We start from the raw sequence: 26,572 nt of genomic DNA on the forward strand, positions 1-26,572 counted from the left end.
ATTTTTTAATGACCGTTTTGATAGACTTCCTTAAATTCCTTGATCGCTCCAACCAATCTCTCAACTACTTCATCCGTCAACTCTTTTTTGTCAGCAATCAGTTCCATAACCGGCTTGGCTGATGAGTCGAGATATTTGTGAAAATCACTTTCCCACTTGGATACTTGTTCCACGGCCACATCGTCCAAAAATCCATTAATCACGGCATAGATGATGGCTACTTGATGCTCCACAAGCATCGGTTCATATTGACCTTGTTTCAGGATTTCTACTGTTCGGCGCCCTCGTTCAATTCTCTGGCGCGTATTCTCATCAAGATCTGATCCAAATTGCGCAAAGGCTTCTAGTTCTCGAAACTGCGCAATGTCGAGGCGCAATTTTCCCGCCACTTTTTTCATCGCTTTGATTTGCGCGGAAGAACCTACACGCGAAACAGAAATACCCACATTGAGCGCCGGACGAATTCCTTTGTAAAATAAATCGGCTTCCAGATAGATTTGTCCGTCCGTGATCGAAATCACATTGGTCGGAATGTAGGCACTCACATCGCCTGATTGCGTTTCAATGATTGGAAGCGCCGTAATGGATCCGCCGCCAAAGTTTTCATTCAGTTTCGCACTGCGCTCGAGAAGTCTCGAGTGAATATAGAACACATCGCCAGGATAGGCTTCGCGTCCTGGTGGACGACGAAGAATCAGAGAGATCTGGCGATAGGCCCAAGCGTGACGAGACAAATCATCATAAATGATCAACACATCCTCACCCTTATCCATAAAAAATTCTCCCAAAGTACAACCGGCATATGGCGCGATGTAGGATAGTGGCGCTGGATCAGATGCACCAGCTACAACAACAGTCGTATATTCCATCGCTCCACGCGCTTCCAGTTCCGCCACGATTCTCGCAATCTTAGATTCCTTCTGCCCGATCGCCACATAGATACATTTTACGTTTTGACCTTTTTGATTGATGATGGTGTCCACAGCAATGGCTGTTTTTCCCGTTTGGCGGTCACCAATAATCAGTTCGCGTTGTCCGCGCCCGATCGGAATCATCGCATCAATCGCTTTGATCCCAGTTTGCAACGGTTGATGCACAGATTTTCGCGTAATCACGCCCGGCGCAATTTTTTCAATCGGCATAAATTTTTCAGATGCAATCGTTCCCTTGCCATCGATCGGAACTCCCAATGGATTGATCACCCGTCCGATAAAATTTTCGGAAACCGGCACAGACAAAACGCGTCCGGTCGAACGCACTGTATCGCCTTCCTTGATGCCTTCATAAGCCCCCAAAATCATCGCCCCAATGCGGTCTTCTTCCAAGTTGAGCACCATGCCATAGATCGGTTCAGCGCCCTCTTTCACTTGCCCGTCAGCAGGGAGAAATTCGAGCATTTCACTGGAAAGCGCATTTTCAAGACCGATGATCCGCGCCACACCGTCGCCGATCTCGACAACAGTGCCGACTTTTTCCGTCGTCGCAACACTTTCAAATTCTCCGATCTGCTTTTTCAGTTGTTCGATGATGTAGTCTTTGTTCATAACTTTGAATTTCTAATTTTTAATTTCTAATTTCTAAACAATTTCTAATTTCTCAATGACCAAATTTTAAATTGGTAATTAAATCATTGAAAATTGTTTGAAAATTGTAAATTGTAAATTGAAAATTAATGTTTAAATTCTAATCCCCTAATACTAGCCTATTTAGGCAAATATTGGAAGATTAGGACTTAAGTATTGACTTTTTGGTTGATTTGGAGTATAATAATAGGTTGACAATAGTTTCAACAAACAAACTTCTTTTAAAAGGAGAACGAAAAATGATTTTTCATGCATTTAAAGACGAAGATGGGAAATACTGGGCGCAGTATGTAGTGGGAAGCAGTCACCTAATAGCTAAACTCAACTGCCTTAATCCTGTTCTTAGGCTGGAAAGCAACCCCGAGGAAGCTACGGAAGATTTCATAAAAAGAGTCTATCGAGAATGCCAAGAACGCAAGATCGAAGCAAGGAATCTTATCGACCCTAGCTCACGCAAAACTTAGACTATCCTGTCGGTTCAAGTCTCCGACTTGAATCATCCAGTTCTTAACCCTCTTTCATAAATCGCCGACTCCAATTGGATAGGCGATTTATTATTTTCAAAAGAACTTTTCCTTATATCCCCCTCGTCGGTTCAGGACTCTGTCCTGAATCACCCAGTTCTTAACTCTCTTTCGAAAGTCGTTTTCTCCTAACGGATTAAACGGCTTTTTTATTTTCAAAAGAACTTTCCACTTTTGTCTGAACCACTGATTAGCACATGAGTCCACATGATTTCACTGATTAAGAATTCCCAATCACGTGTAATCAGGAAAATCACGTGAGAATCAGTGGTTCAGAACGTTTCGCATCTTCTTCAACTGCCCCTTCACGCTCGCATCAAAAATCTCATCCCCCACTTTCACAATCACTCCACCCTTGATTTTATCATCAACCGTATTTTCGATCTCCACTTTCTCTGCTTGATATTTTTCCTTAATAAACCTAGTTAGCTTTTCAAGCATTTCTGAACTCAACTTTTCCTGAGAAATAACCTGCGCCACAACAATCCCATTTTTCATATTCGACACCGTTTCAAATTTTCGCAAAATTTCCCGCGTCAGTCGCATCTGTCCATTTTTCGCCAGAATTTTCACAAAATTAGAAACCAAAACATCAACCTCGCTGTGAGATTTGTCCAGAGTCGCTTCGTATAATGATTTTGCGTATTGCGCTGATGTTACTCGCATAAAATTTCTTTCTTGTCATTCCCGCGAAGGCGGGAATCCAGGTTCCACTTGCCCTAAACCCTGGAAAATCGAATTATAAATCCCCTAACTTCTTATTATCAACCAACAAATCCCGTTTTTCTTTTCTTATCACCTGAGGTGCCTGGATTCCCGCCGGAGTTTATCCTCGTGTAGACGGGGGCGGGAATGACACAGGAGCTTACCTAATTGCTTTTTCGATTAACTCTTTATCTTTTTCCTTATCCAATTTCTCCCCAATAATCTTCTCCGTCGCTAAAACTACCAAATTTGCAATCTCACCTTTCACTTCCGAGAGCATCTTATTTTTTTCTTGCTCGATCTGACTCTTGGCGCCAACTAGCAGTTTCTCGCCCTGGTTTCTCGCTTCAAGCACGATACTCATCGAATTAGCCTTAGCCTGATCTTCGGCAGTTTTAATAATTTCTTGCGCTTCTTTTTTTGCCTTAGCCATGACTGCTTTTTCTTTTTCAACAATCTCTTCCAGCTTCTTTCCGGCAGCATCAGCGTCTTCGAGACCTTTTTCAATCTTGTTCGTCCGACTGTTGAGCGTCTTCAAAACCGGCTTGTAGGCGAATTTGTAAAGCACCCAAAGGACGATGGCAAAATTGACCATCTGCGCCACCAAGAGGTTGACCTCGATATGAAATGTTTTGATGAGTTCATCCATAATTATATTGCTTCATTGTTAAATTGTTAAATTGTTTTTTTAAACAATGAAGCAATTTAACAATTTAACCATTTCTTAATTTAGCGTTCTTATCTCGATTTCCCTCTACTAAAAAAGAGAAACCGAATAAATTCGCTAGAATTATTTGATCGAAAAAGCGATAACCAAGGCATAAATCGCCACCGCTTCAGCAAACGCAGCTGCGAGAAGCATCGGCACGAGAATTTTTTCTGTGCACTCCGGGTTTCGCCCGATTGATTCCATCGCCTTTGCGCCGATCTTTCCAATCGCCAGCGCTGGAGCAATTGATCCCAATCCGATAGCCAAAGCTTTAGCTAACATTACTGTATCCATTCTATTGTATCTCTACTCTGACGGTCGACTATTTTTATTATCTTTAAAGTCGCCGTGAGAATAAATTAAAAAAATTAATTAACCCTGCTAATGCTCATGCTGTTCTACTGCGATTGTCATATATACCAGTGCTAGTATCGCAAAAATGAGCGCCTGAATGATACCCACAATCATTTCTAAAAACATAAACGGCAAAGGCAAGGCATAGGCAAACAGCGCCATCATCGAAGCCAACAGCACCTCTCCGGCAAAAATATTGCCAAAAAGCCGGAATGTGAGCGAAGCCACTTTAGCAAATTCACTAATCACCTCGACCAGCCCCACAAAAACCTTGATCGGATTAACGAGCACAACCGTATAATCCTTGCGGATTTTTCCGGGGATTTCCAAAAGCAATTTCACATTCACAAATTTATTGAAATAATTCCAAGCTCCTACAACCAGCACCCCCATCACGTGAGACGCGATGACTGCAATCAGCGCCAGTGCTAATGTTGTGTTGATGTCTGCAGTGCCTCCGCGGAGAAGCGGGATAAATAAATGATGTCCACCCTCTGTTTCATTAAAACCGATCGTCCCCATTCCAGGAATCAGTCCCAGCCAGTTGTTCACAAAAATGAATAAAAAAAGCGCCAAAGAGATGGGCAAAAACTTTTCTGATTTTTTGCGTGATCCAGTCACGCTATCTGCCATTTCCAAGGCCTTTTCCAAAAGCAATTCAAAAATATTTTGCACGCCTCTAGGTACTTTTTTAAGTTTTCTACCGACGGACACAAGAAAAATGACTAAAATAAAAACTGCCACCCAGCTGGCAAGCAGCGAATTAGTGACAGTGAGATGGCCGATATGCCCCAACGGTTCAGCAAACAGCGTCGCTTCATGACTCGCATCAGCATTTGGCGTTTGAGCAATTTCCTGGCTATTCGTTGTGACTGTTTGTTCTGCCATAATTATTCATTACTTATATCCCCTTCTCCATTAGGGAGAAGGTGCCCGAAGGGCGGATGAGGGAGAAGTCTTTCAATAACCACCCTCAATACTCATAGCACTTTTTTTATATCAACACCCTTTTCCCTCACCTGTCACGAGTACGTGACATCCTCTCCCTAAGGGCGAGGAGGATTTTCTGAATTATTTTTTAATTGTTTCTTTTCATCAGCTTCCTTGTCGATCTGTTTCATTGCCTCCAATGAGTCCTTGACTATTCCGTAAGTTGAAACAACAAGAGCCACTCCCACACACAGCAGAAACAATTTCGGCTCAGTGGAATATCTTTTGTCCAGCCACTTTCCCAGAAATAATGCGATAATGACTGGCCCGCCGATCCAACCACTCAGTCGTCCGAACAAAACCAAACTTGGCTGCCACCACAGCATCTTTGTTTCCTTTTTCTTACTATTCATATTTTAGCTTATACTACCCTTCTATTCTCCCGCAAAATGGGGAAAAAGTCAATAACTAGCAAAATTCAACCAAATTTACCGCATCACAACAACTTCAAATAATCTAACCCCAAGTATCCTACCTCAACGTCGGTCATCTTACCACTTCTCAGGAGCTGACGAAAGTCATCCAGTGACAACAGTACAATTTCTGCGAATTCACTATCGTCTAGTTTTTGATTCGCAACTTTTTCGCAGTTTGTTGCGACCATGCAGCATCTATTCATAGTTGAATAAGCACAGTCATATGCCATAGTTACCAATTGCATTTTACCTTCATAACCAGTTTCTTCAAGTAACTCTCTTTCTGCGGCCTGTTTTGGAGATTCACCACTATCCACATATCCGCCAGGAAGCTCATCGAGAATTTTACCAGGACCGGGTCTATACTGCTTAACTAAAATCACTTGCTCATCTTTTGTTATGGCAAGTATTCCTACTGCAGGACCCTCTTTCTTAATATAGAAGTCCTTTTCTTTTCCATTCGTTAATCGAAATATAACCTTTTCAATTTTCCGGCTATATTTTTGAAAAACGATTTCGCGAGACAGCTCTTCCCATTCTTCAATCTTATTAATCATAAAATTAAATTAAACTATTATTCCGATACTATAAATCAAAAAACCGCTCCGCCGTTTCTGATGTAATTTTTGCCACTTCCTCAAAATCAATATTTTTCACCTCCGCAATTTTTTGCGCCACATATTTCACGAAACTTGGCTCGTTCCTTTTTCCCCGCATCGGCACTGGTGCTAAGTATGGACAATCGGTTTCGAGCATAATTTTCTCAAGCGGGATTTTTTTAATCACCTCAAAAATTTCCGCGCCAGGTTTGTTGTAAGTAATATTGCCAGCAAAAGAAATTAGCATATTGGTTTTTTCTAAAACTTTTTTTGCAAATTCCAACCGTCCACCAAAACTATGCCAGACAAACTTCAAATCGGGAAATTTAGAAATGATTGCAAAAACATCTTCGTAGGCATCATCCGCTTCGCGATATGGACTTGGCGCAACAGGCCTCGATCCGCGACAATGCAAAATGACCGGCAATTTCAATTCTTTTGCAAATTCCAACTGCAAAGCAAAACCTTTTTTCTGCAATTCTTTTTGCGCGTCAGTGACCAAGCTCCCATCGGGAATAAAATAGTCCAGACCGATTTCCCCGATCGCCACGATTTCTTTGCTCGCAGATAGTGCTTTAAATTCTGGAATCTTGTCAAAACTTTTCTCAACATATTCCATAAAATAATGCGGGTGAAGACCGATCGAACAAAAAATATTGGCATATTTCTCAGCCAAAACCACACTGCGCTGGCTACTCCCCAACCCCGCGCCGATGTTGATGATTTTTTCCACGCCACCCTCAAATGCCCGCGCGATCACCTCGTCGCGGTCAGCATCGAATTGTTTGTCATCAATGTGAGCGTGAGTTTCAATTAGCATATGAAAGTGTCATAAAAAAATATTGTCATTCCCGCGAAGGCGGGAATGACACAAGCAAGCTACTTAATTCTTTGAAATAAAACTTCATCCAGTTTTTTTGTTTCCAGTGCTTTTTTAATTTTCTCGGAAGTTCCAGGCATGAAAGGTGAAAGTAATTCTGAAATTAGCGAAATGTCTGTTAGTAATTTTTCCATCACTTCTCCAAATTTAACCTCGTCAGTTTTCGCCAGTTCCCATGGCTTATTATCTCCAATAAATTTATTATTATCCGCAATAATTTTCCAAATATCTGATAGCGCCTGATCAAATTCCATCTTGTTTAGAAAATTGGAAATTGAGTCATTCGGTCCGCCAACTGGCGGATTGAAATTTGGAATTTGAAATTTGAAATTCTCAGCAAGCTTAATCACTCGCGATAAAAGATTCCCCAATCCATTCGCCAAATCAGCATTATATCTCTCAATTAATTTTTCCCAAGTAATATCAAAATCTTCACCAAAATTCGCCCCGGCTAAAAGCAGATAACGCGTTGCGTCTGTGCCGAACTTTTCTACCATTTCATAGGGTGAAATAACATTGCCAAGGGATTTGCTCATTTTTTGTCCATCGACCGTAATAAAACCATTCACAAAAACTTGCTTAGAATTAGAAAGTTTTGCTGACATGAGCATTGCCTGCCACATCGCTGATTGCTGGCGCAAATTATCCTTTCCGCAGACTTGCACTCCCGGCCAAAATTTTTCAAAATTTTCCAAGTTATTCGGCCAGCCCAGGGTTGAGATATAATTTACCAGTGCATCAAACCAAACATACATCACATGCTCATCATCACCCGGAACCGGCACGCCCCAGGCCATCTTGCTTTTGAGTCGCGATATGCTAAAATCCTCCAGTCCCCTTTCCACAAAGCTCCGCACCTCATTCATCCTCTTGGCCGGCACGACAAAATCCGGATTATTCTTATATAATTCCAATAGCTTTTCTTGATAGGCAGAAAAGCGGAAAAAATAATTCTCTTCTTCGATGGTCTCAATTTCCATATTGGGATGATCCGGACATTTCCCATCGATCAGTTCCGAATCAGTTTTTTCCAGCTCACACCCGACGCAATATTTTACCTTATAATTTTTCTTATATATATCGCCGTTCTTTTCACAAAGCTTCCAAAATTCCTGTACGGCTTTGATATGCTCCGCGTCTGTTGTTCGGATAAAGTTATCATAGCTCAAATTGAGCGAGGCTTTCAGTTTATCAAATTCCGGCACAACGCTATCACAATAACTTTGCGCGTCCATCCCCAGCTCAATTGCTTTTTGATAGATTTTTTGCCCATGTTCATCTGTTCCAGTATTAAAAAACACTTCCTCACCTTGTTCGCGATGAAAGCGCGCCAGCACGTCCGCTTCAACAATTTCCTTGGCAAAGCCAATGTGTGGCTTAGCATTGACATAGGGCAACGTGGTTGTGATGTAAAATTTGTTTTTCATATTAACTTTTCTATTAAAATTTTAAAATCAGTAGCCTCTATACTCTTTTCTTTTTTTATATAATTTTTCAGTAAATCCACCCTCTTTTGTATGTTTTTCTTCCAGTGCTATTATTTGCTTGTGCAACAAGTACGTCGCTTGGTGACAAAGCGTTAAGAGCCAATTGGATGCACGCTCTTGATCTTCCGGAAGTTTTACTGTTTTGAGAATAGCAACATTTCTCGAACTACTCAAATATTTTATTAGCTTCGAGCTTTCTCTTCTAAACTTAATTGTTCGCATATCAGTTTTTCCCCACTCATTCAGATTATTCTGCCGTAAAAAATCTTCCAAGTCTCCAGTAAGCTCCTCCAGGGAACCCTTGGAAGTTCCAGAAAGTTTTATCGCAATCTTCATTGATGTTCCCATATCATCAGAACCCTCCACAATATTTTGTTTTCCGCTTCTTGCGGCTCCCAGCATTTGTTCTTTTAACTTATAGCTCCTTATCCAACGATCACAAAATACAACAGTATGATCATAAATAACCACAGAAAACCAATATGTAAATAATTTTTTATACGGCTGCATAAGAAATTACTTGAGCAACTTAAGAATCTTAAGGTACTTAAAAAAATACTTAATACACGATTAATACAACCTCTCCTTTAACTTTATCTTTATTCTCCAAAAAATATCCTAAAACTTCCTCAATTGTTCCGCGTACGATTTCTTCGAACATTTTTGTCAGCTCGCGACCGAGGATAATTTTTTTCTCCGGTGCCAGACTTTTTAGCAGTTCCAGATTTTTGATGAGACGATGAGGAGATTCGAAATAGCTGACTGGATATTTTTGCGCGACGACTTCTTTAAAAAAAGTTTCTCGGCCTTTTTTGTGCGGTGGAAAACCTAGGAACACAAAGCGGGTAAGATCAATTCCGGAAACGCTTGCCAAAGTCGTGAGCGCGCTGACGCCGGGAACCGGAATGACAGCGATAGAATTTTCCACCGCGCGCGCCACCAACTGATTACCCGGGTCTGATATACCCGGCGTTCCCGCGTCCGTGATCAGCGCGATATTTTTTCCGCTCGTCAGTTCTGCTGTCAGATAATCTAATTTTGGCACCGGTTTTTTTGCTCCGCCTTCTCGTTGAATTTGATAGAAAGAAGTCGTCGACGTTTTAATCTCATAGCGATCCAAAAGCTTGCGACTGGTCCGCGTATCCTCGCACACGACTAAATCGACCTTTTCCAAGGTCTCAATTGCCCGATTAGTAATATCACCTAGATTACCAATCGGCGTCGCTACGATGTATAATATACCAGAATTCATTGCTAGATTGTCTAATTTTGCTTAATATACCTAACTTACCAACAATTTAACAATTTAGCAATACAACAATGGAAGCTATTCTGCCTTTCTTCTCTCCATAAAATCGTTAATTACCAAACTGATCGCAGTTGCCACTGGAATGGCCAAAATTGCACCCAACACTCCACCCAGACGCAAGCCCACAAGAAGAGCAATGATCGTTGCGACCGGATTGAGTCCGACCGCTTTTTTCATCACTTGAGGAACAATCACGTGATTTTCCACCTGTTGCGCGATAAGATAGACGAGAAGGGCGAGAAATCCCGTTGTGGGAGAAATCAAAAAGCCTAAAATTATACCAGGAATGGCGGAAATGATCGGCCCGATATAGGGAACTATTTCCATCACACCGGCAAAAATCGCCAGGATCAGCGCGTAAGGAACACCGACCAAATAAAGTCCGATCGCATCCAGGACAAAAATTATGAGCATCAAAAGTAATTGCCCCAGCATCCATTTCCCAATCTTTTCTTTGACTCTTGTTGCAAGGTTAGCGGCATAATTTTTAAAACGATCCGGCGTAACCGAGATGATGAACTTCTTGATTCCATTTTCCTCGACTGTCATATAGAACGCCAGAGAAAAAACCACGATTATGGAAATGAACCCGGAAAAAACATTGGCCGTTGTAGAAAAAATATCTCCCGAAAGTCCTGTTAGTGATCTGGAAAAATTATTCGACAATTGTTCTAGATCAAGCTGGATATTTTTGCTAGCAAAAAAATCTTTCAAATGAGAAAGAGAGGTCGCTCCAGATTGGAAATAGCTGGGAAAATTTTGGGAAAAATCCTGAAACTGAGCAATCATCGGCGGGATAAGAAATGAAATGGCTAGGCCAATGGCGAGAAATAGCAAAAAAAACAACCCTAAAACACCGGCCGTACGCGGAATTTTCCACCTCTGTAACCAGTCCACTAGCGGGTCCATCGCCGAAGTAATAATTACCGCGATAAAAACCAAAGCGATCACATCCATCACAAGATACATAAACCATAGTCCCAGGAGGATGAGGATGGTGCGAAAAACTATTCCGGTCGAAATTTCAATTTCATTTTTTTGCATAAAATCAGTATTAGAACTTACGCACTTGACCGAGTCAGCCGTGTTTTCTTAAAAAATCCTGTCTGAGAATGCCTTTTTTCTTCAAAATTTTCCATTGGCTGCCTTTGATAGAGGGAAAATTTTGAAAAGAAAAAAGAGCGTTCGAGTTATTTTTTTAGAAAACACGGCTGCGAGGCAAAACACGTATATCCTAAATATTAAATACTCAATAATTTTTGCAACTTTTCACTATTCTTGTGCGGTCCGATAATTGCTAAATTTAATTTTTTATTTTGAAAAATATCTTTTGCCACTTGCAAAATATCTTCCGGTGTCACTGAATCGACCCGGCGGAAAATTTCTTCCCGCTTCAAAATCTCACGCCGCGAAAGTTCCTGCCCGACAAAAAACATTGCGACCTCGTCCGACGCTTCCATCCCCATTACCATCTTGCCTTTGATGTAATCCTTGGCTTTTTGTAATTCCTTTTCCGGCACTTTTTCCGTCGCAATCTTTTTGTATTCAGCTAAAATTGTTTCTAGCGCTAGCGTCAGATTTTTATGTTCCACGCCCGCTTGTGTCGCCAGATATCCACACTCCTCAAATGATTCAGTGTTAGTGCGGACATAATAGGCTAAACCTTTTTTCTCTCGCACTTCCATAAACAGCCGACTAGACATATTCCCGCCGAGAATAATCGAAAGCAAGGAAAGTGCGAAACGCCTTTCACTATATTGGTCATAGGCGCGCGCACCCAAAATCAATTGCGTCTGATCAGTTTTTTTAAATTTAATCTTCACCGCCGGAACTTTTTGCGTTTCTTTCACTTTTTTGAGTTGTGGTTTTTTGCCGTCAGACATTTCGCGGAAATATTTTTTCACCCGCTCCACCAGTTTCTTTTCATCAAACTTTCCCGCCACACAAATCACAGTGTCATTAGAGAGATAGAACCGTTTCATATATTTCAAAAAATCCTTGCGCTTGAAACTATTGATCGTTTTTTTGTACCCAATAATATCCCGCCCCAGATCAGTTCCCGGATAGAGCAAATTTTCAAACACATCGCCAACGTTGCGCATCGGCATATCCTCATACATATTCAATTCCTGGATGATCGTTCCGCGCTCTTTTTCCAGTTCCACTTCTTCGATTTTGGAATGCAGATACATATCCGACACAACATCCAGCGCTGTGTCAATGTGCTTGGCGTCAACTTTGACATAATAGCCAGTCGAATCTTTGGAAGTGAAAGCATTGAATTCTCCGCCAATCGCATCCAATTCTTCCGCAATTGAAAGTGTCGTTGGCCTTTTTTCCGTTCCCTTAAAAAACATATGCTCGATAAAATGAGAAAGCCCAGCTTCCTTTTCCGCTTCATAGCGACTGCCGACACCCACTATCACCACAACCGTCACAGTTTGCGTCTCAAGCATCGGCACGGTCAAAATTCTCAGGCCGTTTTTTAGATTGGTTTTTTTATAATTCATAAGACTAGGTATTTAATTTATAAATTTCTGAATACTTATTCTTGATATAATCAATGAAATACTGTCCATTTAAACCCTCGCTTGTAATATTTTTAACCAGCTCGCTCGCAGAATAAAGTTTTCCATGAATATGAATATTTTTTCTAAGCCATTCTCGCAGATGCTCTAAATGCCCAAGAGCAATTTCTTTTTCAAGATTTAAAATGTCTTTTTTTGCTGTAGCATAAAATTGTGTGGAGTATAAGTTCCCCAGAGTGTATGTTGGAAAATATCCTATATTTCCACCTGACCAATGAACATCCTGCAGAACTCCAAGGGCATCATTCGGTACAATAACGCCAAAATATTCTTTCATTTTATCATTCCAAATCTTCGGCAAATCTTCAACTTCAATACTTCCCTCAATTAAATCTTTCTCAATCTCAAAACGCAGGATAATATGCAGATTATAAGTCACTTCATCCGCGTCAACTCTAATCAGACTTGGCTTTACGGCATTGATCGCCCTGTAAAAATCTTCGAATTTAATTTTTTTAAAATGTCCAGGAAATTCCCTTATAAGTTTTGGATAAAAATACTTCCAAAAATTCTTACCTCTCCCAACTAAATTTTCCCACATGCGCGATTGTGATTCATGCACCCCGTGTGAAATTGATTCTCCGAGCGGAGAACCAAAATTTTCCACCTTAATCCCCTGCTCATACAACGAATGGCCTGATTCATGAATCGTACTATTCAATGAAGAAAAAATGTCTTTTTCGTCATAGCGAGTCGTCATCCTAACATCCTCGGCATGAAAATTTGTCGAAAATGGGTGCGTACTAACATCTAACCTTCCAGCTTCAAAATCAAATCCCATCTTCCCTGCGATGAGCTTATTGAACTCAATTTGTTTTCCAATCTCAAATTTACCTTTTAACACTTTTCTATCAATTTTTACTTTTGATTTTTTAATTTTTGCAAGAAATGGAATTAAAAAATTCTTAAGCTCGTCAAAAATCATCTCAATTTCCTCAACTCGCATATATGGCTCATACGTATCAAGCAGGGCGTTATATGGCGAACCAGCATATCCAACAAGCTCTGCTTCTTTTCTTTTAAGCGCAACAATTTTTTTCAACTCCGGCAAAAATAATTTAAAATTGTTTTCCTTGCGCGCTTTCGCCCAAATCATCTGCGAGCGCGAAGTTGTCTCAGATAGTTCTTTGACAAATGCTAATGGCAATTTCTTTTCGCGAGAAAATTCACGCCAAACTTCTCGCACAATACAGGCGTTTTCATCGTTTAACTTTCCTGCGTCCATTTCCTTCTTCGCAGATTTAATTAATTTTGAAAAATCAGACGAAGTAAATTTATCGTGAAGGATACCTGAGAGATTCGCAATTGTCTTTGCGCGCAACTCATTGCCCTTTGTGGGCATATTCACTTCCTGATCCCAATTCAAAACAGTAATGGCAGAATTTAGGTGATACAGTTCCGCCAATTTTTCTCTAAATTTTTCAATATCGTTTTGATTCATAACTTTAAACATTCTCGCTAATATAAGCTAAAGTATCACATTTGACTATGAAACGCAACGAAAAACTTAGGCCAGCTTCTCCTGGAAATAATTCTCCAGTTCCGTAATTTTAATTCTTTCTTGCACCATCGTGTCGCGGTCGCGCACCGTTACCGCCTCATCATTTAGCGTTTCAAAGTCCACTGTCACGCAATAGGGTGTTCCGATTTCGTCTTGGCGACGATAACGTTTGCCGATCGATTGCGTTTCGTCATATTCGCACATAAAATTCTGTTTCAAAGTGCCCCAGATTTTTTTGGCCGGCACGGACAATTCTTCTTTTTTTGACAGTGGTAAAATCGCCACTTTCACCGGTGCCAGACGCTTATCTAATTTTAGCACTACCCGTGTCTCTTCTCCGACTAATTCTTCCGTGTAAGCTTGATCCAAAAACATAAAGACTAGTCGACCCAAACCGACAGAAGTTTCCATGATGTGCGGGATGAATTTCTCGCCGGTTTTTTCATCGAAATAGTTTAACTCCACACCGGAAAATTTGCTGTGCTGTGAGAGATCCCAATCACCTCGTGCGTGAATGCCTTCTGTTTCCTTGAAACCACCCAGCGATTTATAATCATACTCAATGTCATAGGCTTCGCTGGCGTAGTGCGCCAATTTTTCATGTTTGTACCAACGGATCTGATTTTCTTTGATGCCATATTCCAGATACCACCCCCAGCGCTCCGCTTTCCAGTGTTCATACTTTTCCTTCATCATATCGGGATGCAAGAAATATTGCATCTCCATCTGCTCAAATTCCCGCGTGCGGAAAATAAATTGGCGCGCCACAATTTCATTGCGAAAAGCCTTGCCCACCTGCGCAATGCCAAATGGTAATTTTTTGTGCAAAGAATCAACTGTATTTTTATACTCCAAATAAATTCCTCCACAAGTTTCCGGCCGGAGATAAACCACATTCTCCTCTTTCAACTCATCAGTTGGCGAACCGATATTGGATTTTACCATCAAAGAAAAAACTTTCGCCTCAGTGAGATCAGTCGATCCGCAATTGGGACATTTTAATTTTTTCTCCGCGCGCAGCTTATCCAACTCAACGTTCAGTCCTTCAACTGGAGTCTTATCATCAATGATCACGCCGAATTCTTCCAAGAGATGATCGGCGCGGAAACGTGACTTACATTTCTTGCAATCAACCTGCGGATCATTGAAACCACCGACATGCCCGGAAGCCACCCAAGTGGTCGGATGCATAAAGATCGCGCTGTCGAGCCCCACCACATCATCGCGCAGTTGAACCATCGCTTTCCACCACGCGTCACGGATATTATTTTTAAGGAGCGTGCCATAATGCCCATAATCATAGATCGCCTGCATCCCACCATAAATTTCCGAACTGGGATACACAAATCCCCGCCGCTTGCACAGCGACGCCATTTTTTCCATCATCCCTTGCTTATCCTCGTTTTTTTCTGCCATAGTTTTAAAATTAAAAAATAATTAAACTAATTTATCTTTATATTTTTTGAAGAAATTCGGTAAAGATGAATGTAAATCATCCGGTAAGCTGCCCAAGGTAAACCAATCAATATCTGAAAATTTGTGCGGTTCGCCAATCTTAACTTTTTTCCTATCAACCAAAACTTTAAACAAAAGGGCAACCCAATGTGTTTCTTTGCCGGCATGTTTTCTGTGGACATCATCAAAATCTATGAACTCATACCCCAAAACCTCTGTTGAATATTCCTCCCGTATCTCTTTCCTGAGCCTATCCTCAACTTTCTCACCAAATTCCAATGCCCCGCCACCAATATCCCACCGGTTATGCTCATCACGGCATTTCTCACTCCTTTTTGCCATCACAAAATTACCTTTGCCATCATGGCAGTAATAACAGATAGTAACACCAATATAATCAAATCCCTTTTGCATGTTTTGTAAATAAAAAAGTCTCGTCCCCACAATTAAAGAATATAAAAATTCTTAAATTGCCAGAACGAGACATTTCCCGCGATTCCATCTAGCTTCCTCCGACGTTACGTCGGAGACATCTTAATTTCTCTTATCAGCTCCAAGGATCCAAACCCTCTTCAATGCTGACCAAATTATCTCACTAAAACCAATTTTTCCAATCCAATTACTCTTTTTTCAAGTTCATCAAGCTCATCGCGAGTAACTTTTCTTTTTAGCTCAAATCTCACATCTCTTATCTCATTCTTAATTTCAATCTTTCTCACTTCCAAACTATCCATTCTTTTCTCCAAGCTGCCCATTCTTTTCTCCAAACTATCCATCCTTTTTTCGATACTATCCATTCTTTTTTCCAGTTTATCAATTTTCCCTCCAAGCACCAAAAACTCGCTCTGAATAAGCGTTGCCAAATCCTCAATTGTGGTTATTTTCTTAGTTTTCATGAGTCTATTATACCTCAATATTTTTTACTGTCAATTGACGAATTACCCACCATTCCAAAAACCTCTTGTATTTCATCTTTTATCCCAGGAATAAACTCACAATCATTAATTTCCGTTTCGGAGATAAATTTCCACTCACTATGCTCATCGGTAATTTCCGGCTCTTTTCCATTCACAAAACCAACAATTTCACAGGCAATCTTCACGCCAGGAATTTTTGGTTGTTCCGGATTGTTGGTAATAATTTCATAGGTCCCCAGATTCTTAAGCATTCCAATCGGTCGAATTTCCACGCCCAACTCTTCCCTTTGCCCGCGAATCAAGGCTTCTTCAAAATTTTCACCGTTCCGCACTTGCCCGCCACCACATTCCCAAAGATTAGGATAGAGCCTCCTTCCGGAATTTCTTTTCACAATAAGCACCTTATCGCCAAAAAAACAAATTCCCGCCACGTGCACTTCAATTTTATAGATTTTATTTTCTCGCATATTTTTTTTATTTCTTTATTATTTCACGATAAAAATAATCTTTTTTTATTAATGCGTCCTACCCCAAAAACATTTTTCGATATCTTGCCATCATTTTTTTATCAGAAAGGGTTCGATATATTTTGAGTGATATTTCTCCACTTCTAAAATTTTCGTCCGCTGTTAATTTTATGAATTCATCAAATGTATAAGATACTAGTTCTATTTTTTCTCCACTATCCAAATTTTGCTTTTGTATTTTTTTGCAACCCTTGGCAATAAAGACATAGTAAGCAAACTCTATCTTGCTTATGGGTTGTTCGGCATGCCAAAGATTCAGTTCCTCTGCCACTAGTCCAGATTCTTCCAATAGCTCACGCTTAGCTGCTTTTAAAATAGATTCTCCCTTGTCAACCCGACCGCCGATACAACTCAGATAGGTTTTGCGGCCAGGCTGTTTTTGCTTGGCAAAAAATAATTTTCCGTCAATGACTGGTATGACATGCACAGTATCCACCCTCTTTATTTTTTCAAAAATCTTGTAACTCCCATCAAACATCTTCTGTTGCCACTGGTACACGTCAAAAACTACTCCCGCAAAAACCTTCTTGGCATTTTTTGGTATCGGCTGGTTAGATTTTGGTCTCGCTACCTGCATAGAACTAATATTATAAACTTTCAGCAAACTTCAAAAAATATTCCTTCGGGCGCATTTCCGCCTCAACCACCTTTTTCCAATCAAGATTGACTTCTGAAACACGCACCACCTTTCCCTCATTATAACATATTGGGTCAATCACGCGCGACTTGCAAAAAACTTGTGCGTCATAATTATTGGGATTATTCGCGTAACCCACTCGATTATTCATTCGTTCCCAAAGTTTTTTTAGTATCTTATCTTTCTCCAAGAACTGGTTAATTTTTCCCAGCACTTCCACATCAGTCAGATATAAATCTTCTTTCGAAATATATTTTTTTTCTATGGCACACTTCAAATAATCACCAGTCGTGCGAAACATTACTGCCGATTCGATCCCAGAATAAAAATATTTATTGGCATGAAAAAATAAATCAGAAAAATTTTGCGCAGAGCTATAATCCCCAAAAATCCACCGTCCATCTTTCACAATTAAACTAGCCAAAATGCTAGGGATTTTCTTGGCATATGCTGGCGCATATCTGTGGAAATGCCAAATGTCTCGCAGGGAATAATCAATCCGGTCAGCACAAGTATCGGGTAGACTGTTCTCTTTCAAAGGAAAATTTTTGTCGTTCAAAATATAGTCCAAATCAAAGCCATGCCTGGAAAGAATGGCCGGAATTTCAGAATTACCCACGAAGGAATTGAAAATATTATCCTGGTGCGTTTGCTCCTTTTGCGATCCTTCCGCAAAAACATAATCGGCGGAATGAGAAAAAGCACTGTGCGAAACATCATGGATAAGACCGGCAATCTGCTCAGAAAGTTCTGCACCAAATTGGCGCAAAAGCAGATAGGCGCCGACGGAATGCTCAAAGCGAAAATAAGTTGCTCCAGGAAAAAAAGGCTCCATATATCCATGTTGATCAATGTCTTTAAGTCGCTGCATCGCGGGACAGGCCATCAACTCCAGAATTACCGGCTCAGTGATTTCATTTTCTCCGTAAATTGGATCAATGTATTGCATAATACTATGTGTCATTCCCGCGAAGGCGGGAATCCAGGTTCCACTATTTATAAACCCTAAAAAATCGAATTATAAATTTTCTAACTTCTATTTTCTAATCATTAAATCTCGTTTTTCTTTTTTTATAACCTGAGGTGCCTGGATCCCCGCCTCCGCGGGGATGACACGTTGGATTACTTTCCTCACCAAACTCCCGCTTTCTAATTTCCGATCAAACTCGAAATAATATTCCTTATTGTGTCCACCGTCTGCCACCAGTACTGCGTTTTTATTGTTATCTAAAATCTTTTTTATCTTGAGTTTAATGTTTTCTTTGGGCGTGATAGCTTCTAAGCTGTCCTCGATTGAGATATGATTATGCACCCGCAAAATATTCAGTTTGTCTTCCAGTGATTTCACCTCACCCACAAACTGAAATTTAGCCGGATTATTCTTATTTTCAAAATTATGCTCCGGCTCGCGTCCCAACAGAAAACCGGTCGAATATCCACGATGCACCAAATTATCCAACTCCGTTTTTTGTTTTTTTATAATTGCTTTAATTTCCTTTTCTGGCGCATCATTTTCCAAAGCATCCAGCACCGCGCGATAAGCGCGTGTCACAATCGCCAAATAGTAGGCGCTCTTGGCTCGCCCTTCAATCTTGAACGACGCCACACCCGCCTCTCGAAGTTCCGAGAGGTGTGCCAGCAAATTCATATCATAACTATTGAAAAAATAGGTCCCGTGCGTGTCCTCCTCCACATCCATCGCATAACGCTTCTGATCATCAATCACATTCATCTCAAAATAGTCATCTCCAAAATTTTGTTTTTTGATTTTTGATTTTTGATTTTTGGAATGATATGCCCACCGGCACGGCTGAGAACAATCTCCCAGGTTGGCACTGCGATCTGTCATCCATTTTGACAAAATGCAACGGCCGGAATAACTCATACACATCGCGCCATGGACAAAATATTCCAGCTCAATATTTTTCGATTGCTGACTAATCTCTTTGATTTCTTTGAGCGTCACTTCCCGCGCCAGAATAATTCTTTTCACTCCTTGCGCGCGCCAAAATTCCACCGCTGCCGAGTTGGTCGCGTTAGCCTGCGTGGAAAGATGAATCTCACACTCCGGCCAATATTTCTGGATGAAAAGAATGATCCCCGGGTCGCTCGCAATGATCGCATCCACTTTCAGTTTTTTTAAGTATTGGATATGCTCTTTGATTTTTGCCAAATGCTGATTATGCGCATAAATGTTGAGCGTCACATAAATTTTCTTCTTTCGTTTGTGCACATATTCCACCGCCTCAGCCAAATCTTCTTTGGAAAACCGATTGATCCGCACCCGCAAAGAAAAATCCGGCACGCCGCAATATACAGCGTCCGCGCCAAAAGCCAGGGCATATTTAAGTTTCTCCAGATCACCTGCTGGAGCAAGTAGCTCGATTTTTTTCATATATATAATCTAGGCCAGTTGGACAAAAAAGGCAAACAAACCCATAGCAAGCCTTTACAAATTCTTTGTTCTGTGCTATAAAGGATTGTTATCGAGATGTCCTTGATAATAAATCAGTTTTTTAACATTTACAAAAGAGAAGGGAGTTTTATCACATGAATAAGGCCTTAAATTTTTTCAAAGTCTGCCCGAACTATGGATCTGCAAACAAAAACACCGCCGAATCAAATGCCATAATTCTAAAAAATATGGATGAAAATTATAATCTGCTAGATATAGAGCAGGTAAAGAAAGAACTGAGCTTAAAAAAACTGCCCTGTTCGAAAAGCAAAATTGGTAGCGTAGTCCTACAATGCAAAAAAACGGTGCAGGCACTCCGGGGTGATAAAGAGGCTCAAGAATACCTAAGGAATCTCAGCAAAGAAAGATACTGGATCGCTATTCCCTATGAGACTTTTATAAAAAACGGAGTTGATTCATGGGAAAAAGTCCTTCAACTTATGGCAGAAAATGATAAGGACACCAAGACCACTGAACAAAAAACGCCTGCCAAAAATACTTGCGAGTTCGCGCAGCTTCCTTCTATGCTGCCAGAATGTTTCAAGAATACTCTCAATGAGATAGAATCCTGCACTAAAAAGTGGGCGCTAAGTCTCTTTATTGAGAGCAAGAAAGCGCTTTGCGATGTATGCCCTCTCAAAAAAGAACTTCGCGAGTGTCTCGCCGATCTAACCGCCTGCCAAATTGAGGCAGACAGACTCAGATCCGAGCTACGACTGATACGACAACAAGCAGTAAAAGCCTTAGAAAACTCTCCGGAATAGGAATAACTTCCGAAATAAATGGACATCAGCTAAACAGCCGATGTCCATTTAAATTTCCAAAAATTTAAAAATTATTTTTTTATTTCCCCGCGCAATTCCCTCATCAAGTCCATATAGAACTTCAAATTATGGATCGCGCAGAGGCGCATCGCCAAAGGATCTTTCATTGCAAAAAGATGTCGCAGATAACTCCGCGTATAATTTTTGCACAGCTGGCAATCACAACTAACATCTACCGGCGAAAAATCTTTCCTAAACTTTCCATTGTTGATATTAATCGTTTCATAAAACAATTCCGCATCCGCATTTTTTTTGTCACCTGCCTGCCGGTAGGCAAGGTTAGAAATTTTATCATTGGAATTTATTTTGAAATTGGAAATTAGAAATTGGAAATTACTTTTCCGTAGGAAAAGTCGCCCGTGCCTTCCCTCCCGCGTCGGAATCACACAATCAAACATATCCCAGCCGCACGCGACGAATTTAACAATATCATCCGGCGTTCCTACGCCCAAAGCGAATCTTAGAGCATTTTCCGGAATCAGTCTGGCAGTTTCTCGCACGACGTCTTCCATAAAATTGCCCTGCGCGTCAACGTGCCGTGCGCCAAAGCCATAACCGTCAAAGCCGATCGCGACTAATTTTTCCGCACAATATTTTCGCAAATCAGCGTGTCCTCCGCCTTGAATGACGCCGAAAATTAACGGCCGATTTTCCTTAGCTATTTTTCTCTTTTTCAATTGCTTTTCATATTCCACCTTGCACCGCGCAGCCCAAAGGATTGTCCGCTCGACTGCGTCCTTGATTTTTTCTTTTGAGTAACTATTCGGCGGCACATCATCTAAAACCACCATCATATCCACCCCCAGATCAAACTGGATCTGGATCGATTTTTCCGGTGAAATGGTATGCATCGAACCGTCCAAGGGTGATTTAAAAATGACCGCCTCATCGGTAATTTTCCCCATTTCGGGATTTTTATGAATCAAGGAAAAAACTTGATAGCCGCCCGAATCAGATAGGAGCGGCGCATGCCAATTCATAAACTGATGGGTCCCTCCGGCCTTTTTTATGAGTTCCGTCCCAGGCTGGAGATAGAGATGATAGGTATTGACCACCATCGGGAAAATTCCCGTTCCCAAAAGATCATCGCGATCCAGCGATTTCACAAAACCGCGCGTCGCGTCAGGCATAAAAAACGGGGTAGCGACTACTCCGTTTTTTGTCTTGATTTGACCGCTCCGTGCCTGGTCTTTTTTGTGCTTCAGTTCAAACATCAATTTACTACCTTATAATTCGTACCCAGAGCAGCGTCCTCTAGGAGATGCGTGCTTTTCCCCTCGACCTTAGCAGAAATATTTTCCTCTGTAAAGAGATCGTTAGCTGAAAAAATTGACTCCTTAAGCAGGGGGGCTTCATCACCAGCTTGATCGGGCGATGGTTTGATTTTAACCTGGAAAGCTACTTCTTTCGCATCAGAGATTATGCCTGTTCCAGCCGCAAGATTTCCAATCGTCCAAATGATCGAATTGGTCCGCTCATTATAAACCAAGGGGGCAGTTTGGGGAAAGAACTCTTTGGTCATCGTGACTGAAGTTGGCAGGACCGTCTCCACTTTTGCACTAGAAACATCATTAGAAACATTTAATACGCGAAAATGCATCGTATACGTAGTTTCCTCTCCAACTTTGGGTGGAATCGGTCCAGAGTTGGGAATATTGGCATCGTTATAAAAGCCGTTGACCATTAAGATTAATTTGGAATTTAATTTAATGTCCATCTTATTGCCTGAGATGATTTTATTCATACTGATCGGCGTGGGAATATCTGGGCTATCAATTTTTGTAAGGCTAGAAATGACGAAATTTTTGTCATTACTATTTGAAACTGGAATAATATCCTTAACTCTGATGGAAAATTTAATCACGCCACCCTGACCAGAAGTGAGGTTTTTCAGCTGGCTATAGTCGGCCGCTTTCCAGGTAATTATCTTGCTACCTGAATCATAGGCTCCGCCTGAAAGATCAAGAGTTGTATAGTCGAGGACGGGGCTATCGAGATGCTCGGTCACAACCACATCACGTAACCCCGTTGCACCTTCATTTTTATAATTTATTTCAAATTGTAAGTGATCGCCCGGATTTGCAACTATGTCACTTAGCCCATTAACTGTCTGCGTGATGACCAATGGCGAAGAAACGATCTTAGTCTGGACATCTGTTTCATTGTACGAAACAAATTGGCCGTTATTATCCGCTCCAATCTTTATTATAGCCTTTTTCACTTCATCCCTTTCACCCCCTAACTTTCCCACAATTACTACTTTTCCACTCTGTCCACCAGGCAGGTCACCAAGATACCAAATATTATTTCCCTCGGATACTCTTGGGTCAGAACTAGAAAAAGTGAACCGTTCGGGATAATCAATCCTAACCTTAACATTCTTAAAGCTTTCCGTTCCCTCATTTTTATAGTTAACCAAGTAATTCACTTCATCATCGCTGGAAATATTTTGCGGCGCCATCACCTCAAGCGTGATTGGCGCAGAGATGACACTTACCACTAATTGTGCACTCGCTATGAATGTTGTACTAATTGTAGATGGAGCATAAACGAGATCCGCCTTGAGCTTAATCAGGTTTCCCTTGGGACTATAGGCCCGACCACTGAAAGTCATACTACCTTCATCCCCCCCTTTGATGTCAGGCAAGCCAGCCACGCTGGAAGTTGTCCCCTCGCTTTTAAACTGATTGTTAACTTCCGGCTTAAAATCTTCTGGGTAAGTCAACCGAAGAGTGACATTTTTCAGATCCGCCCGATTGTCATTCTTGTATTTCACCGTGTAGCTGATCAAGTTTCCACTTTTAATCTCTGTCGAACCATCCAGCGAAATTATCACCTGATCAGTCGAAAAGAAGGCCTGTTTGATCTTTAAAAAACCCACGACCAGTACAATTACCAAAAGTAGTCCGGCTAAGATGTAGGCGCCTTTTTTGACGATTTGTTTATTTTCTTTCTCTAACGGCTCGCTTTTCTCTACCCAATCATCTTTCGGTAGCTCTGCTTTTTCGGGAGAACTAAATGCGACAATCTTGGTATTAAATTCACTCTTTTCATGCTCCAACACCTCTTTGTCAATTTCTTTCTTATACAGTTCGTTTTTTATTTCACCAAGTGACATATTTTTGTTTATATTGTTTTATTATCCTAATCTAATCTTACCTCATTCACTCAATTTTATCAAATATCCATGAGCTATAATTGACAATATCTCTGCAAAAAAATAAACTAAAAAAACAATCATAAAAATTAACAGTAAAAGTATAAAAAATTCACCCTCCCTATTGCAAAAAATAAACACTTTTTTTCTTGATGCGCTTTTCCCTATCGCTTGTTTAGCTTGCCAGAAAAAGAATCATTGGATTTGCGATGAATGTCTGGACAAACTCGAGCTACTCTCTTTCCAGGTTTGCCCGTATTGCGAAAAAGAAATCACCCAAAATGGCCTTGTTTGCGAAAGATGCCGGCAGATCCAATTCACAAAAAATTCACAACTTGACCTAAACGCTCTTGTCTGCGCTACGGATTATCAAAAAATCAGCAAACTGATCCATTTTTTTAAATATAATTTTGTCATTGACCTGGGGGTGCCACTGGGAAAAATAATCACGCGCGCCTTGCAAAAAAACAACCTGCCCCTGCCAGACTTCATCATTCCCATTCCGATCCACAAACGCAAATTGAAATGGCGCGGTTTCAATCAAGCCGAAATCTTGGCCAATTTTGTCGGCCAAAACATCACACCAAATTTTCCCCTTCCAGTTCGAACCGACTTGGTTTTTCGCCGGAAAAAAACCCAAACGCAGATGAAAATAAAAAGTTACCAAACCCGACTGGAAAATCTCAAGGATGCTTTTGCGCTTATGCCCCGAGCGCGAGAAGCAATTGCCGGAAAAAAAGTTCTGCTCATCGATGATGTCGCCACCACCGGAGCGACACTTTTTGAATGCGCCAAAGTTTTGAAAACTGCCGGCGCAAGAGAAATTTACGGCGCAATTATCGCCCGGCAAAAAATCTAACCGACCTCTAATTTAATCTTCCTTCACTTCTGACTCGGCTTTATGAAAAAGTTTGTAGTCAGCTCTGAAAAACCACAGTCCAATCCGATAGATGCTGTGCGTGATGAAAAAAGCGGCTACGACATCGATCGAGTAATGCAGATGACCCAAAATCATCGTCGCCCCAAACAACACGGAGAAAAAAACCAAGATATAGCGCAAAACCAAGTCATCCCAAAAAATCAAAGCCAGAAGAAATGGCATGCCGGTGTGTCCGGAAAAAAACATGTCATTGCCCGACGCAATACTCGACAAAATATCGTGCTTGCTAAGAAATGAATGATCCGGAATTGGTCCCAGGTGTGTAAGCGAAATGAAGACTGAGCGGATAAGGATAAATAGTGCCAAATTTTTGAGCACATAGGGAATGCGCTGGGGTTTAATGACAAGCAGGAAAAAAATAAACCAGATAAACAGCCAGACCACTTCATTGACCATAAAATTAACATCCACCACTGGCAAATTATCTAAAAGAATATCGTTCACATGGCTGCTAGCGCTTCTGTCGACATAGAGTGAGGCATAGTGATTAATGATGATGCTGGCGACAAAGAAAAGGATGCCCAAAAAAATTGACCGGGACACATCCTTATGTTTCCAATACTGTTTATTTTTGAGAAATGTTTTTTTGAGTTCAAACATCTTTTTATCTTATATCTTTATACTTTTTGGAAAAAGGTTTTTGAAAAGCAATTACCCAAAAATAATTAACCACATATCGCAGAGCGGTCAAGAGAAAGCCCTCCTGCGAAAACCTCCGCGCCGAAGTATGCATTGGGAAAAAAAAAGAAAATTTCACTTGACCAACTCGTTGGATTCTTTTGGCAATATCCGTGTCTTCGCCATAAAAACCAATGCGCACATCAAACCCGCCAATTTCTTCAAGCGCATTGCGCCTAAGCACAAAATTACCACCTTGGAGCATTGCACCTTTTCGAAGAATATACTGATTGAAAAGATGAATGATATATCCTAACGAATAATATATCCAAACGAGAAAGTTGATCCATAAAGATCTGTCATAATAAACATACGGTCCGCTCAGTGCGACTAATTTTTTGTTTTGCGAAAATTCCAAGACAGCTTTTTCGATCCAACCAGGCGCTAAAATACTATCAGCATCGATGTTAGCGATAATTTCTCCCGAGGAAGCCAGGAAACCAGATTGGCGCGCTTGCGCTAAGCCTTTTATCTGCTCATCGACTAGTCTAACATCGGGATGAGCCAAAATTATCTCCCGTGTCCTGTCTGTACTGGCATTGTTCACCGCAATCACTTCCGCATCGATCTTACTACTGCGCACTTCGCGAAGGATCGAGTCCAAGCATTTTCCAATATATTTCTCCTCATTATAGGCCGGGATGACAAAACTGATTTTCATATTTTTAATGCTAACATTTTTACAATTTGGTAAATTATTTCAAAAACAGAAATTGTTTTTAAAATATTCAGACTCATCATAACCTCCCCCTTAAGCCCCGCTAAAAATTTACCCTTTTGATGCTTCCAGGGACTGATCACATTTTCCCAGAAAACAATTTTTATTTTCAGCCTATTTTTTATGATCAACTTATTTAAATAAACTTCAAACCCGTAGGAAGGCAATTGTTCTATTTTTTTGATATGCCCTGCTATTAATTTTTTATCAAAAACCCTCTCGCCTGAGATATAATCCAATCCAATTTTTCTAAATGGCCAAGGTGCATTTTTTCTGAGACTGATTGTGATATCAGCTTCTCCGGATAAAATTGGGCTAATAATCGCTGTCACATTTAAAGGTTTTAGATCCAACAGATCGGCATCTAATAAAAAAATTGTTTCGCATTTAGCCTTAGCAATTCCTGACAAAACAGCCTGGCTCTTCCCTTTATTTTTTTCATGTCTTATTAGCTTCACATTATCAAACTTTCCAACTATTTCGCAAGTCTGATCTTTTGAACCATCATCGACCACGATAACTTCATTTATCAGAGGGTGCCTATGGACAGCCTCCAGTACATTTCCAATTCTTCCCTCCTCATTATATGCTGGAATTATACATGAAATATATTTCATTT

The 26,572-nt window shown here is 40.8% G+C and carries 29 protein-coding genes; 3 read left to right on the forward strand and 26 right to left on the reverse strand.

The features are described from left to right. Positions 1-5 precede the first annotated feature (5 nt). A complete protein-coding gene (gene atpA / locus WC848_00230) occupies positions 6-1,544 on the reverse strand; it encodes a F0F1 ATP synthase subunit alpha (protein ID MFA5961099.1) in 1,539 nt (512 codons plus the stop codon). Positions 1,545-1,822: 278 nt separating this feature from the next. Between atpA and WC848_00235 the strand changes: the two genes are divergently transcribed. Further along, the gene (locus tag WC848_00235) at positions 1,823-2,047 is read left to right on the forward strand and encodes a hypothetical protein (protein ID MFA5961100.1); all 225 of its coding nucleotides are present in this window, start codon (positions 1,823-1,825) and stop codon (positions 2,045-2,047) included. A gap of 324 nt (positions 2,048-2,371) precedes the next feature. Here WC848_00235 and atpH read toward each other — a convergent pair whose 3' ends face one another. The 20 genes from atpH to WC848_00335 form a co-directional block, all read right to left on the reverse strand. Then, complete coding sequence (gene atpH / locus WC848_00240) at positions 2,372-2,773, reverse strand: ATP synthase F1 subunit delta (GenBank protein MFA5961101.1); 402 nt, start codon at positions 2,771-2,773, stop codon at positions 2,372-2,374. Positions 2,774-2,972: 199 nt separating this feature from the next. Then, positions 2,973-3,461, reverse strand: a complete 489-nt coding sequence (gene atpF, locus WC848_00245) for a F0F1 ATP synthase subunit B (protein ID MFA5961102.1) — start codon at positions 3,459-3,461, stop codon at positions 2,973-2,975. A 141-nt stretch (positions 3,462-3,602) separates the two neighbouring features. After that, entirely contained in the window at positions 3,603-3,815 is a 213-nt protein-coding gene (locus WC848_00250; GenBank protein MFA5961103.1) for an ATP synthase F0 subunit C, read from the reverse strand. Positions 3,816-3,902: 87 nt separating this feature from the next. Continuing rightward, positions 3,903-4,763: a FoF1 ATP synthase subunit a gene (locus tag WC848_00255; protein MFA5961104.1), complete on the reverse strand. Its 861-nt coding sequence runs from the start codon at positions 4,761-4,763 to the stop codon at positions 3,903-3,905. 158 nt (positions 4,764-4,921) lie between these two features. Further along, positions 4,922-5,218: an AtpZ/AtpI family protein gene (locus WC848_00260; protein MFA5961105.1), complete on the reverse strand. Its 297-nt coding sequence runs from the start codon at positions 5,216-5,218 to the stop codon at positions 4,922-4,924. A gap of 83 nt (positions 5,219-5,301) precedes the next feature. Further along, entirely contained in the window at positions 5,302-5,838 is a 537-nt protein-coding gene (locus WC848_00265; GenBank protein MFA5961106.1) for an NUDIX hydrolase, read from the reverse strand. A 28-nt stretch (positions 5,839-5,866) separates the two neighbouring features. After that, a complete protein-coding gene (locus WC848_00270) occupies positions 5,867-6,700 on the reverse strand; it encodes a TatD family hydrolase (GenBank protein ID MFA5961107.1) in 834 nt (277 codons plus the stop codon). 59 nt (positions 6,701-6,759) lie between these two features. After that, positions 6,760-8,187 (reverse strand): methionine--tRNA ligase, encoded by a 1,428-nt coding sequence (gene metG, locus WC848_00275; GenBank protein ID MFA5961108.1) that lies wholly within the window; start codon positions 8,185-8,187, stop codon positions 6,760-6,762. 27 nt (positions 8,188-8,214) lie between these two features. Next, positions 8,215-8,757, reverse strand: a complete 543-nt coding sequence (locus tag WC848_00280; protein ID MFA5961109.1) for a four helix bundle suffix domain-containing protein — start codon at positions 8,755-8,757, stop codon at positions 8,215-8,217. A 49-nt stretch (positions 8,758-8,806) separates the two neighbouring features. Further along, on the reverse strand, positions 8,807-9,499 hold the full coding sequence (gene rsmI / locus WC848_00285; GenBank protein ID MFA5961110.1) for a 16S rRNA (cytidine(1402)-2'-O)-methyltransferase: 693 nt from the start codon (positions 9,497-9,499) through the stop codon (positions 8,807-8,809). 75 nt (positions 9,500-9,574) lie between these two features. Beyond that, positions 9,575-10,600, reverse strand: a complete 1,026-nt coding sequence (locus tag WC848_00290; GenBank protein ID MFA5961111.1) for an AI-2E family transporter — start codon at positions 10,598-10,600, stop codon at positions 9,575-9,577. Positions 10,601-10,797: 197 nt separating this feature from the next. Then, the gene (locus WC848_00295) at positions 10,798-12,066 is read right to left on the reverse strand and encodes a pitrilysin family protein (GenBank protein MFA5961112.1); all 1,269 of its coding nucleotides are present in this window, start codon (positions 12,064-12,066) and stop codon (positions 10,798-10,800) included. A 4-nt stretch (positions 12,067-12,070) separates the two neighbouring features. Beyond that, a complete protein-coding gene (locus WC848_00300) occupies positions 12,071-13,585 on the reverse strand; it encodes a carboxypeptidase M32 (protein MFA5961113.1) in 1,515 nt (504 codons plus the stop codon). Positions 13,586-13,651: 66 nt separating this feature from the next. Then, positions 13,652-15,061 (reverse strand): glycine--tRNA ligase, encoded by a 1,410-nt coding sequence (locus WC848_00305; protein MFA5961114.1) that lies wholly within the window; start codon positions 15,059-15,061, stop codon positions 13,652-13,654. A 21-nt stretch (positions 15,062-15,082) separates the two neighbouring features. Next, on the reverse strand, positions 15,083-15,514 hold the full coding sequence (locus WC848_00310) for an NUDIX domain-containing protein (protein MFA5961115.1): 432 nt from the start codon (positions 15,512-15,514) through the stop codon (positions 15,083-15,085). A 173-nt stretch (positions 15,515-15,687) separates the two neighbouring features. Beyond that, positions 15,688-15,996, reverse strand: a complete 309-nt coding sequence (locus WC848_00315; protein ID MFA5961116.1) for a hypothetical protein — start codon at positions 15,994-15,996, stop codon at positions 15,688-15,690. A gap of 14 nt (positions 15,997-16,010) precedes the next feature. Then, on the reverse strand, positions 16,011-16,484 hold the full coding sequence (locus WC848_00320; GenBank protein ID MFA5961117.1) for an NUDIX domain-containing protein: 474 nt from the start codon (positions 16,482-16,484) through the stop codon (positions 16,011-16,013). A 58-nt stretch (positions 16,485-16,542) separates the two neighbouring features. After that, on the reverse strand, positions 16,543-17,121 hold the full coding sequence (locus tag WC848_00325; GenBank protein MFA5961118.1) for an NUDIX hydrolase: 579 nt from the start codon (positions 17,119-17,121) through the stop codon (positions 16,543-16,545). A 10-nt stretch (positions 17,122-17,131) separates the two neighbouring features. Further along, positions 17,132-18,130, reverse strand: coding sequence for an HD domain-containing protein (locus WC848_00330; GenBank protein ID MFA5961119.1), 999 nt, complete (start codon positions 18,128-18,130; stop codon positions 17,132-17,134). Between the two features lie 87 nt (positions 18,131-18,217). Then, positions 18,218-19,576 carry a U32 family peptidase C-terminal domain-containing protein gene (locus WC848_00335; GenBank protein MFA5961120.1) on the reverse strand — a complete coding sequence of 453 codons (1,359 nt, stop codon included), beginning with the start codon at positions 19,574-19,576 and terminating at the stop codon, positions 18,218-18,220. Positions 19,577-19,824: 248 nt separating this feature from the next. On the opposite strand from WC848_00335, the gene WC848_00340 reads away from it, so the two are divergent. Then, a complete protein-coding gene (locus tag WC848_00340; GenBank protein MFA5961121.1) occupies positions 19,825-20,400 on the forward strand; it encodes a hypothetical protein in 576 nt (191 codons plus the stop codon). 71 nt (positions 20,401-20,471) lie between these two features. Here the strand turns inward: WC848_00340 and tgt are convergent, their stop codons facing one another. Both tgt and WC848_00350 read right to left on the reverse strand, forming a co-directional pair. Continuing rightward, the gene (tgt, locus tag WC848_00345) at positions 20,472-21,674 is read right to left on the reverse strand and encodes a tRNA guanosine(34) transglycosylase Tgt (GenBank protein MFA5961122.1); all 1,203 of its coding nucleotides are present in this window, start codon (positions 21,672-21,674) and stop codon (positions 20,472-20,474) included. Next, on the reverse strand, positions 21,674-23,578 hold the full coding sequence (locus tag WC848_00350) for a hypothetical protein (GenBank protein ID MFA5961123.1): 1,905 nt from the start codon (positions 23,576-23,578) through the stop codon (positions 21,674-21,676). Before WC848_00350 ends, tgt begins: the two co-directional genes overlap by 1 nt. Before the next feature lie 163 nt (positions 23,579-23,741). Here WC848_00350 and WC848_00355 point away from each other — a divergent pair, with 163 nt between their 5' ends. Beyond that, positions 23,742-24,476 (forward strand): phosphoribosyltransferase family protein, encoded by a 735-nt coding sequence (locus WC848_00355; protein MFA5961124.1) that lies wholly within the window; start codon positions 23,742-23,744, stop codon positions 24,474-24,476. A gap of 12 nt (positions 24,477-24,488) precedes the next feature. On the opposite strand, the gene WC848_00360 is transcribed toward WC848_00355, so the two are convergent. Genes WC848_00360 through WC848_00370 form a run of 3 tightly spaced genes read right to left on the reverse strand, consistent with a single transcriptional unit; the run spans position 24,489 to position 26,570 of the window. Continuing rightward, a complete protein-coding gene (locus tag WC848_00360; GenBank protein ID MFA5961125.1) occupies positions 24,489-25,157 on the reverse strand; it encodes a phosphatase PAP2-related protein in 669 nt (222 codons plus the stop codon). A 4-nt stretch (positions 25,158-25,161) separates the two neighbouring features. Continuing rightward, complete coding sequence (locus WC848_00365) at positions 25,162-25,896, reverse strand: glycosyltransferase family 2 protein (GenBank protein MFA5961126.1); 735 nt, start codon at positions 25,894-25,896, stop codon at positions 25,162-25,164. Continuing rightward, the gene (locus WC848_00370) at positions 25,893-26,570 is read right to left on the reverse strand and encodes a glycosyltransferase family 2 protein (GenBank protein ID MFA5961127.1); all 678 of its coding nucleotides are present in this window, start codon (positions 26,568-26,570) and stop codon (positions 25,893-25,895) included. Before WC848_00370 ends, WC848_00365 begins: the two co-directional genes overlap by 4 nt. Positions 26,571-26,572: the final 2 nt, after the last annotated feature.

This window comes from Parcubacteria group bacterium (genome assembly GCA_041659505.1).
In the GTDB taxonomy this organism is placed as follows: Bacteria; Patescibacteriota; Minisyncoccia; order Moranbacterales; family UBA2206; genus UBA9630.